At 68.5% G+C, this 9,782-nt stretch carries 10 protein-coding genes; 7 read left to right on the plus strand and 3 right to left on the minus strand.

The window, feature by feature from the left end; translation table 11 throughout:
- The 7 genes from JFB92_RS19900 to JFB92_RS19930 form a co-directional block, all read left to right on the plus strand.
- Positions 1 to 2,612, plus strand: a 2,612-nt coding sequence (locus JFB92_RS19900; protein WP_199042831.1) for an ATP-binding protein, incomplete at its 5' end; no start/stop codon positions are given.
- Positions 2,609 to 3,163 carry a response regulator gene (locus JFB92_RS19905; RefSeq protein WP_199042833.1) on the plus strand — a complete coding sequence of 185 codons (555 nt, stop codon included), beginning with the start codon at positions 2,609 to 2,611 and terminating at the stop codon, positions 3,161 to 3,163. The genes JFB92_RS19900 and JFB92_RS19905, both read left to right, overlap by 4 nt.
- 21 nt (positions 3,164 to 3,184) lie before the next feature.
- Complete coding sequence (locus JFB92_RS19910) at positions 3,185 to 3,553, plus strand: STAS domain-containing protein (protein WP_307789225.1); 369 nt, start codon at positions 3,185 to 3,187, stop codon at positions 3,551 to 3,553.
- A complete protein-coding gene (locus tag JFB92_RS26320) occupies positions 3,550 to 4,929 on the plus strand; it encodes a PrsW family intramembrane metalloprotease (RefSeq protein ID WP_199042835.1) in 1,380 nt (459 codons plus the stop codon). The genes JFB92_RS19910 and JFB92_RS26320 overlap by 4 nt, the downstream gene beginning before the upstream one ends.
- Positions 4,922 to 5,284, plus strand: coding sequence for a hypothetical protein (locus JFB92_RS19920; RefSeq protein WP_199042836.1), 363 nt, complete (start codon positions 4,922 to 4,924; stop codon positions 5,282 to 5,284). Before JFB92_RS26320 ends, JFB92_RS19920 begins: the two co-directional genes overlap by 8 nt.
- Positions 5,285 to 5,303: 19 nt before the next feature.
- Positions 5,304 to 5,810 (plus strand): tRNA adenosine deaminase-associated protein, encoded by a 507-nt coding sequence (locus tag JFB92_RS19925; RefSeq protein WP_199042838.1) that lies wholly within the window; start codon positions 5,304 to 5,306, stop codon positions 5,808 to 5,810.
- Positions 5,811 to 5,823: 13 nt separating this feature from the next.
- Entirely contained in the window at positions 5,824 to 6,324 is a 501-nt protein-coding gene (locus tag JFB92_RS19930; protein ID WP_233163559.1) for a nucleoside deaminase, read from the plus strand.
- A gap of 342 nt (positions 6,325 to 6,666) precedes the next feature.
- Here JFB92_RS19930 and JFB92_RS19935 read toward each other — a convergent pair whose 3' ends face one another.
- Genes JFB92_RS19935 through JFB92_RS19945 form a run of 3 tightly spaced genes read right to left on the minus strand, consistent with a single transcriptional unit; the run spans position 6,667 to position 9,522 of the window.
- Positions 6,667 to 7,071 carry a PIN domain-containing protein gene (locus tag JFB92_RS19935; RefSeq protein WP_199042843.1) on the minus strand — a complete coding sequence of 135 codons (405 nt, stop codon included), beginning with the start codon at positions 7,069 to 7,071 and terminating at the stop codon, positions 6,667 to 6,669.
- Positions 7,059 to 7,316, minus strand: a complete 258-nt coding sequence (locus JFB92_RS19940; RefSeq protein ID WP_199042846.1) for a type II toxin-antitoxin system Phd/YefM family antitoxin — start codon at positions 7,314 to 7,316, stop codon at positions 7,059 to 7,061. Before JFB92_RS19940 ends, JFB92_RS19935 begins: the two co-directional genes overlap by 13 nt.
- Positions 7,317 to 7,374: 58 nt before the next feature.
- Positions 7,375 to 9,522 carry a (Fe-S)-binding protein gene (locus JFB92_RS19945; RefSeq protein WP_199042851.1) on the minus strand — a complete coding sequence of 716 codons (2,148 nt, stop codon included), beginning with the start codon at positions 9,520 to 9,522 and terminating at the stop codon, positions 7,375 to 7,377.
- Positions 9,523 to 9,782 lie beyond the last annotated feature (260 nt).

Consider the following 9,782-nt stretch of genomic DNA (forward strand, 5'->3'; position numbering starts at 1 on the left):
CCGTCGACGCCCAAGGCGAGATGCTCGAACTCAAGACCACCATGAACTCCATGGTCGACCGGCTCTCCCGCTTCGCCGACGAGGTCACGCGCGTCGCCCGCGAGGTCGGCACCGACGGGAACCTGGGCGGCCAGGCCAACGTGCCGGGCGTCTCGGGCATCTGGAAGGACCTGACCGACAACGTCAACTCCATGGCCTCGAACCTGACCGCGCAGGTCCGCGACATCGCCAAGGTCACCACCTCGGTCGCCCGAGGCGACCTGAACCAGAAGATCACCGTCGACGCCCAAGGCGAGATCCTCGAACTCAAGACCACCGTCAACTCCATGGTCGACCAGCTGTCCAACTTCGCAGGCGAGGTCACCCGCGTCGCCCGCGAAGTCGGCGTCGAGGGCAACCTCGGCGGCCAGGCCGAGGTCGCCGGCGTCGCCGGGACCTGGCTGGCGCTCACCCGCAACGTGAACTCCCTGGCCGCCACCCTGACCCTCCAGCTGCGGGCCATCGCCAATGTCGCCCACGCCGTCGCCCGCGGCGACCTGACCCAGTCGGTCGACTTCGAGGCCGCCGGCGAGATCGCAGACCTCACCGAGTCGATCAACCAGATGATCACCGCGCTGCGCGAGAAGACCCGCCAGAACACCGACGCCGACTGGCTCAACTCCAACCTCGCCCGACTGTCCTCGCTCATGCAGGGCCGCAGGAACATCGAAGAGGTCACCCGCATGGTCCTCGACGAGGTCACGCCGCTGATCGACGCCCAGACCTCCACGTTCTACGTCCGCCACGAGGACGTGTCGGGCAACATCACCTACCGGCTCAACGCCGTCTACGGCCACCCCAGCCCCGGCGAGAAGATCGTCATCGCCGACAACGAGGGCATGGTCGGCCAGGCCGCCGCCTCCAAGCGCACCATCCACCTGCACGACATCCCCGACGGCTACCTCGAGATCTCCTCCGGCCTCGGCCAGGCCACCCCGACCGACCTGATCATCCTCCCGGTCCAGTTCAGCGACAAGGTCCGCGGCGTCATCGAGTTCGCCTCGTTCAACAACTACTCCGGGCTCCACAAGAAGTTCCTCGACTCCCTGGCCCCCAACGTGGGCGTCACGCTCGCGACCATCGAGGGCAACGCCCGCACCGAGGTGCTCCTGCGCGAGTCCCAGCGGATGGCCCAGGAACTGCGCGCCCAGTCCGACCGGCTCAAGGAGACCAACGCCGAACTCGAGGAGAAGGCCACCCTCCTGTCCGCCCAGAACAAGGCCATCGAGGTCAAGAACCTCGAAGTCGAGTCCGCCCGCCAGGACATCGAGGAGAAGGCCGAGCAGCTCGCCCAGGTCTCCAAGTACAAGTCCGAGTTCCTCGCCAACGTCTCCCACGAACTGCGCACGCCGCTGAACTCCCTGCTGCTGCTCGCCCGGCTGCTCAGCGAGAACTCCGAGGAGAACCTCAGCAGCCGCCAGATCGAGTTCGCCCACACCATCTACAACGCCGGCACCGACCTGCTCACGCTCATCGACGACATCCTCGACCTGTCCAAGATCGAGGCCGGACGCATGGACATCTCGGTCCACCCGGTCGACCTCGCCGAATCCCTCGGCGACATCGAGGCCACCTTCCGGCCCGTCGCCGAGGACAAGGGCCTCGAATTCGGCGTCGAACTCGGCCCCGGCGTCCCCCTGTCCCTGCGCACCGACGGCCAGAAGTTCCAGCAGGTCCTGCGCAACCTCCTGTCCAACGCCGTCAAGTTCACCCGCACCGGTTCGGTGACCCTCAGAGTCGCCCGCGTCAGCGCCGACGCCGCGTTCGACCTCCAGCGGCTCAACGAAGCCGGCGAGCGAGTCGCGTTTTCGGTCATCGACACCGGCATCGGCGTCGCCGAGAACAAGAAGAACCTCATCTTCGAACCGTTCCAGCAGGCCGACGGCACCACCCGCCGCAACTTCGGCGGCACCGGCCTGGGCCTGTCGATCTCCAAATCGCTCTCCCAGATGCTCGGCGGCGACGTCTACATCGAGAGCACCGGCTCCGACGGCTCGGTGTTCACCTTCGTCATCCCCGCCGAGATCGCCTACGACGAGGACTTCCAGATCGAGCACACCGAACTGCCGCAGCCAGAAGAGATCCGCGGCACCTCGATCCTCACCGGGGCACCCGAGACGCCCTCGTCCTCGACCGCGGCCCAGCGCCTCGACGGCACCTCCGTCCTCATCATCGACGACGACATCCGCAACGTCTTCGCGCTGACGGCGGCCCTCGAACTGCACGGCATCGACGTGCACTACGCCGAGAACGGCGCCGACGGCATCGACGCCCTCCAGCACCACCCCGGGATCGACATCGTCCTGATGGACTCGATGATGCCGGGCATGGACGGCAACGAGACCACCCGAGTCATCCGCAGAATGCCGCAGTTCGCCGACCTGCCTATCATCTTCCTGACCGCCCAGGCCCTCGCCGAGCAGCGCGAGAAGTCCGTCAGCGCCGGCGCCAGCGCCTACCTGACCAAGCCCGTGGACCTGGACCGACTGCTCGACACCATGTCACAGTGGGTGGTACTGCGATCCAGCGACGGAGACGCCCCGAACGACGGAAACGATGGAGAGGCCGAATGAGCACCGCACGAGTACTGCTCGTCGACGACAGGTCCGAGAACCTCCTCGCATTGGAGGCGATTCTCCAAGGACTTCCGGTGGCCACCATCGCCGTCACCTCCGGAGAAGAGGCGCTCAAACGCCTCCTGGCCGAGGACTTCGCGGCGATCCTGCTCGACGCGCAGATGCCCGGCATGGACGGCTTCGAGACCGCCCGCCACATCAAGCAGCGCGAGAAGACCCGCAACACCCCGATCATCTTCCTCACCGCCGCCGACCGCGACGCCCACCTGGCCATGCGCGGCTACTCGGTCGGCGCGGTCGACTACATCACCAAACCGTTCGACCCGTGGATGCTGCGCACCAAAGTGAAGGTCTTCATAGACCTGTGGCGCCAAGGACAGGAACTGCGCGGCACCCACGAACGCACCCGCGACCTGCGCGAGCGCGAGAGCGAACTGCTCAAGCGCCTCGAACAGGCCCGGACGGCGCTCACCGAGTGGCGGACCGGCCGCGCGACCGATCCGGACATCGACCGCGTTCTGCAGCTCCTCGAACCCGGAACCGACTGATCCTCGGCTAGGGTTGGGATCGTGGTACACCAGAAACTCGACATCTCGGTTTACCGCGAATCGAATGAGACGATCGTGGAGCTGACCGGCGAAATCGACCTCCAGACCGCCCCGCGGCTCTCGGGAGCGGTCGACGCCGCCCTCGCGGAGGACCCGGCCCGCGTCGTCCTCGACATGGGCGGGGTCACCTTCTGCGACTCGCGCGGCCTCGGGACGCTCGTGGTCCTCAGCCGCGCCGCCACCCGTTCCCGCGCCGTCCTGGTGCTGGCCAACCTCGGCGACTTCCTGCAGCGGCTGCTGACCGTCTCCGGCATCGGAGAGCACTTCGTCATCAGGGACGGCGACGGCCCCTCCGGAGGCCGGAACGGCGACGCGGAGCACGGCCGATGAGCGATTTCCAGACCGAGGTGCTCACGTTCGTCGGCATCGCCGTCGTACTGGCCCTGGCGGGCCTGACCCTGGCCGTGGTCGGACTCTCCCGGCGCCTGCGCGCGCTGGTGGTCACCGGCTGCTCGCTGATCTTCGCGGGCGGACTGACCGTCCTGTCGTGGTCCATCGTCTCCGGCGCCGGCGCCGAGGCCGCCGGGATCGGCCTGCTGGCGGCCCTGCTGCCGGCCCCGATCCTCGTCGGCACCTTCGTGTGGCTCGGCCGCTACCGGCACCGGCCCTGGCTGGTGCTGGCCTTCTGCTTCGGCTGGGGCGCGTGCGTGTCCACCGCGATATCCCTGGGCGTCAACACCCTCGCCGCCAAACTGCTGCACGACAACGGCCTCAACGAGCAGCTCGCCGCGGTCGTCTCCGCCCCGGTCATCGAGGAGATCACCAAGCTCGCCGGGCCGCTGCTGGTCTGGGCCCTGGCCCGCCGCCACTTCACCGGCACCCTCGACGCCCTCGTCTACTGCGGACTCTCCGGGGCGGGCTTCGCCGTCGCCGAGAACGTCCTCTACGCCTCCGGAACCTACGTCTCGGGCACCCAACTGCTCGACGAGGCCGCCGGGGTCGCCCTGGTCACCCAGCTGATCATCGTCCGCGGCCTGGCGACGATGTTCGCCCACCCGCTCATGATCGGCCTGGCGGCGGTCGGCCTCGGCAAGGCCGCGCGCCGCCCCGGCAGGCGCGGCTCGGCCGCCGCGTGGATCATCGGGATGCTGCTGTGCGCCATGGGCCTGCACGCGCTGTGGAACGGCTCGAGCGTCCTGGGTGCCGGCATGGGCAACCCGTACCTGTGGTTCGCCGTCTACGCGGCGTTCCTGATGCCGCTGTTCTTCACCATGGTCGGGGCGGCTCTGTGGCTGCGCGCCGCCGACGCCCGCCGCACCCAGACCACCCTGGCCCCCTACGTCGCCTCCGGGCACCTCTCGCCGCCCGAGCTGGCGTCCCTGGCCAGCTTCTCCCGGCGGGCCTCGGCCAGAGCCTGGGCCAAGCGCATCGGCGGCAGGCCCGCCGAGGCCGCGATGAAGGACTTCCAGCAGGCCGCCTCCGACGTCTCCGAGCAGCTCGACGTGGCCTCGATCGGCGGCCGCTGGGACCAGAACACGGTCGCGGCCGGCCTCTACCGGATGAGCGCCGCCCGCGCCGCGTACACCGGCCGCGACCCGCAGATGCCGCCCGCGACCTGGGACGGAACCCGCTACCACGTGACCTTCCCCGACGGGAAGGTCCGCTCGGTCGAAGCCCCGCCGCAGCCGGTCATGCCCGTCCCCGTCCCGGCTCCGCAGGCCCCGCCGCCCGGTCCCGCGGGTGCGTACCCTGTCTCGTATGCATGAAGGACCCATAGGCCCCACCTCCTGGGCGGAGGCCGGGGTGCCGCCGCCTCACTCCGGCAGGCCGCGTTGGCGTGAGCCGCACCAGGTTCGGGTCGGCGCGGTGGCCGCCGGGTCGGCCCTGTCGGCGCTGTGGGTGATGGTGTGCCTGCTGGCCTTCGCGCGATCGGGGGCGGGCTTCGCCTGGGTGACTTTGGCCGCGAGTACGATCGCAACTGTCGTGGCGGCGGTACTGGCACGCTACGGTGACCGCGGCGTGGCGGTCGGCGTGGCCGCAGTCGCGGGGACCGCCGCCGGGGTCACCGGGCTCGCTGTCGAGCTGTACCTTTTGCTGACCGGCAATTGGATCCTGTGGTAATAGAAAACGGGGACGGATCGTGTCGTATTTCGCTGTGGCTGTGGGCCGCGAGGGCGACGAATGGGAAGCCGCCGAAGTCGATCTCGACGAGGTGGCCGACGTCGAGGACGCCGCCGAGGTGATGCGGGAGGCGTACCCGGACGCCGATTTGACGCTGCTCTTCGTCGACGCCGACGACGAGTACCTGACGGTGATGCGCCTCGACGGCGGCGACGACCTGCGGACGTTCGGCTCCGACGCCGAATACGCCTCGCAGTCGCGCCTGGGAGAGGCGCTCTTGGGCGACCTCGAACCGGAGGACACCGAGGAGATCGACACCGAGGACGAGGAGTCGATCTCCACGCGCCCCACCGAGCTCGACGCCGAACCGGTGGGCGAGGCCGACCTGCTGGGAGACCTCGGGGTGAACGGCGCGACGCTGCTGGCTCTGTGCGCCAAGGAGGGCATGATGCCCTCGGACGTCATCTCGGAGGTCGCAGAGGTGCTGGGCTTCGACGACGCCCTGGAAGCCGCCACCGGCGCCTAGCGGAGCCGAGAGGATGCAGTCCCGCCGCGAGCTCCACGAGCAGCGGATGCGGCGCGCCCTGGAAGTGGCCGGGCAGACCTACGCCTCCGCCGACCTCGGCGACGGGACCGCCGTGGGCGACCTCCCGGTAGGAGCGGTGGTGTACGCCCCGGACGGCCGGGAACTGGCCGCGGCGGCGAACCGGCGCGAGGAGTCGGGAGACCCGACCGCGCACGCCGAGATCCTCGCCCTCCGCGGGGCCGCGGCCGCCTATGGGGACGGCTGGCGGTTGGAGGGGTGCATGCTGGTGGTGACCCTGGAACCGTGCACGATGTGCGCGGGAGCGGCCGTGCTGGCCCGGGTGGGCCAGATAGTCTTCGGCGCCTGGGAACCCAAGACGGGAGCGGTCGGCTCGGTCAGAGACGTGGTCCGTGACCCCCGCCAGAACCACAACCCCGAGGTCTACGGCGGCGTCCTCGCCGAAGAATCGGCCGAACGCCTCCGCCGCTACTTCGGGAGGAGCCCGAACGGCTGACGCGGCGACCGTCCGACCTCCCCGGGCACCGACTCGTCGCTCACCAGGCCGAGCCGATCGGCGACGATGGCCATCTGGAGGTCATTGCGGACATCGAGCTTGAACCTGATCGATTCGGTGAGGCGGTGAAGGTCCGCCGCTTGGCCTTTGCGGGCACCTCGGGATCGGGACGCTGCTCATCGCTCACGGCCCCAGTCTGCGGGCTCGACGACTCGGTGGTCAACACGGTCATGTGGTTCTACGGTCCATTTCCCCGCCCAGTGGCTAAATCAGAAGATGATCATGACTCACTAAAGGTTGCCACAGAGGGCGCCCTCGTATGCCTGTCCTGATTCGGTCAATTCAACGAGTAGTGATTTCCACGCATTTGACTCCGGGGAGGTCGTCGAATTTCGCTGCCTTGTCCGTGGTGAGGAGAGTGCGCTTGGTAACCACGGCAGTGGCCGCGATGATGAGATCATGTTTGCCTCGCGGCCTGCCCTGGCGGCGGGTATGGGCCAGCAGATCGGCATGCGGCCCCGTGGTTCCCATCGTGTAGTCCTCTACTGAGATGATTTCGAGGGCCCGTTCGAGGAACACCTGTCGTCTGGCACCGTCCACAGGCTCCGCCAGTGCGATTCCCAACCGCAATTCGGTTATGGTTATCGCGGCAACCGCTAGGTCGTCATCATTGCGGAAGCCCGACAAGTCAAGGTTGCCGCGCTCGGCTTCGACGAGCACTCCCGTGTCGAGAATCAGTCGGCCCACGGGTCGCGGATCTCGTCGTCGACGTACTCGAGTGCGGAGCGGATGTCGGCCGCCCAATCGTCGTCCGGGCTTCCTTCCCAGGACGCCACAAAGTCCTTGAACGCTTTGCCGTTCGATGGCGGTGTGGGGCTCAGGGCGGCGATGCGGCGCTTGCCTCGTGTGATGATGATGTTCTCGCCGTGCTCGACCGCGTCGAGCACGGCGGCGAAATTCCGTGACACTTCAGTTGCGGTCATGAGCTTCATGATCGCAGATTATCAGGTTTTTCGTGGTAGCGACATGTCTCAGGGTGTGCCGCGTCGATTATTCGGCGGCAGATTCGGCTTTCTTCTCCTGGGTGCGGGCCAGGAGCTGAGCGATGTCGATGACTTCGACCGAGTCCTCCTTGCCCGCGTCGGCCACGCCGTCGCGCAGCATCGTGGAGCAGAACGGGCAGCCCACGGCCACCGTCTCGGCCCCGGTCGCCACGGCCTCGTCGGCGCGTTCGCGGTTGACCCGCTTGCCCAGCGGCTCCTCGAGCCACATGCGGGCGCCGCCGGCGCCGCAGCAGAAGGAGCGTTCGGAGTTGCGCGGCATCTCGGTCACCTCCGAGAACGAACCCAGGAGCTCGCGCGGGGGCGTGAAGACGCGGTTGTGGCGGCCGAGGTAGCACGGGTCGTGGTAGGTGAGCTTGCCTTCGTGCTGGTCGACCGGGGTGATCCGGCCCGTCTCGACCAGGTCCGCCAGGAGTTCGGTGTGGTGCACGACCTCGTACTTGCCGTCGAGCTCGCCGTATTCGTTGCCGATGGTGTTGAGGCAGTGCGGGCAGGTGGCGATGATCTTGACCGCGCCGACCTCGTTCAGGGCCTCGACGTTCTGCTCGGCGAGCATCTGGAACATGAACTCGTGCCCGATGCGCCGGGCCGGGTCGCCGGTGCAGGTCTCGGCCTCGCCGAGGACCGCGAACTTGACCCCGGCCTCGTGCAGCAGGGTGGCGACCGCGCGCGAGGTCTTCTGGGCCTTCGGGTCGTAGGCGCCGGCGCAGCCGACCCAGTACAGGTACTCGAAGTCGCCGCCTCTCTCGGCGATCGGGACCTCGAAGTCGAGCGGCTCGGCCCACTTGAGGCGGGCAGCCGGGTTCTCGCCCCACGGGTTGCCCTTGTTCTCCAGGTTGCGCATCATCGTCTGCGCCTCGGAGGGGAAGTCGGACTCCATCATGACCATGTTGCGGCGCAGGTCGATGATCGTGTCGACGTGCTCGATGTCGACCGGGCACTGCTCGACGCAGGCTCCGCAGGTGGTGCACGACCACAGCACGTCGGGGTCGATGACATCGCCGATGATGTTGATCTTCTCGTGCGGGTCGGCCTCGCCGCCGTTCTTCGCGGCGGCGGACGCTGCCTTCAGGTAGGGGGCCTGTTCGTAGAGGTGGTCCCGCAGGTCGGTGACGAGCTTCTTGGGCGAGAGGGGCTTGCCGGTGTTCCAGGCCGGGCACTGCGACTGGCAGCGGCCGCACTCGGTGCAGGTGGTGAAGTCGAGTAGGCCCTTCCAGCTGAAGTCGGCGATGGTGGCCGCGCCGAAGGGCTGGGTCTCGGGGTCGGCGGTCTCGAAGTCGGCCGGTTCGCCGTCGATGAGCATCGGCCGGACCGCGCCGAGGCTGGTCGCTCCGTCGGCGTGGCGCTTGAAGTAGATGTTGAAGAACGCCGTGACCCGGTGCCAGCCGATCCCCATGGTGGGGACGAGGGCGAGCATGAGGAAGAACGTCCACGACACCAGGATCTTGACCCCGGCGGTGACGGTGATCGTGGTGTGGAGGGCGTCCTCGGAGGCGCCGCCTGCCAGGTTCGACAGGCCCGCCGAGATGGGGGAGGCCCACGCCGCGTCGATCCCGCCGAGCGCGAACTCGCTGGAGCGGATGACGAAGAAGCAGGCGACGATCGCGAAGATGGTGGCCTCGATGTAGAAGGCCTGCCACTGCCGCGAGTTCTCGAAGCGGGAGGAGGACGACCGCTGGCCGTCCTCGGAGACCTGTCCCTGCTCGGGGACCTTGTGGGCGGCCGGTTGGCTCGCCAGGCGGACGCCGAAGAGGGCGAGGATGCCCAGGCCGGTCACCGCGGCGATGACCTCTGAGAGCAGGAGCCAGGGCTCCCAGTGGCCGACCCACGGGAGGGTCCACTCGGGGTTGATGGCCTCCAGGTAGGCGGTGGCCAGGACCGGGAACAGCGAGAAGAACCCCACAAACACCAGCCAGTGCGCGGCGCCGATCCACGTCCACTGGAGCATTCTGGTGTGGCCGAGGGTCTCCCGCAGCATCGTCTTGACGCGCGCCGCCCGGTCCCCGGACCGGGTGCGGTCCGGCGTGCCGAGCCTGACGGTGGTCAGCAGCTCGCGGCACGCGCGGGCGAACAGGCCGATGGCGAGCGCCGTGTAGGCGAACGCGATCACGGCGGTGACGATCTGGACGACTCCCATGGCGACCTCTCGACGGTGCGGTGTTGCCGATCACCCTACATGTTACTCATCAGTAGGATTCATGTCGAACCCCCTCCGGGGCGGCCGGGCCGCGCGCGGGAGGCCGGACGTGCGGGGCCGCCGCAGCCTCTGGCTGCGGCGGCCCCGCGGATCCCTGAACAGGTGAAAAGTTCATGCCGATTCGCGGACGACGATCCTCGTGCCGAGGATTGTCACCAGCGGCCCGGCCTCCTCGCCGCGGATGCGGCCGCACAGCAGGC

Source organism: Glycomyces salinus, from assembly GCF_016428645.1.
GTDB lineage: Bacteria > Actinomycetota > Actinomycetes > Mycobacteriales > Micromonosporaceae > Glycomyces > Glycomyces salinus.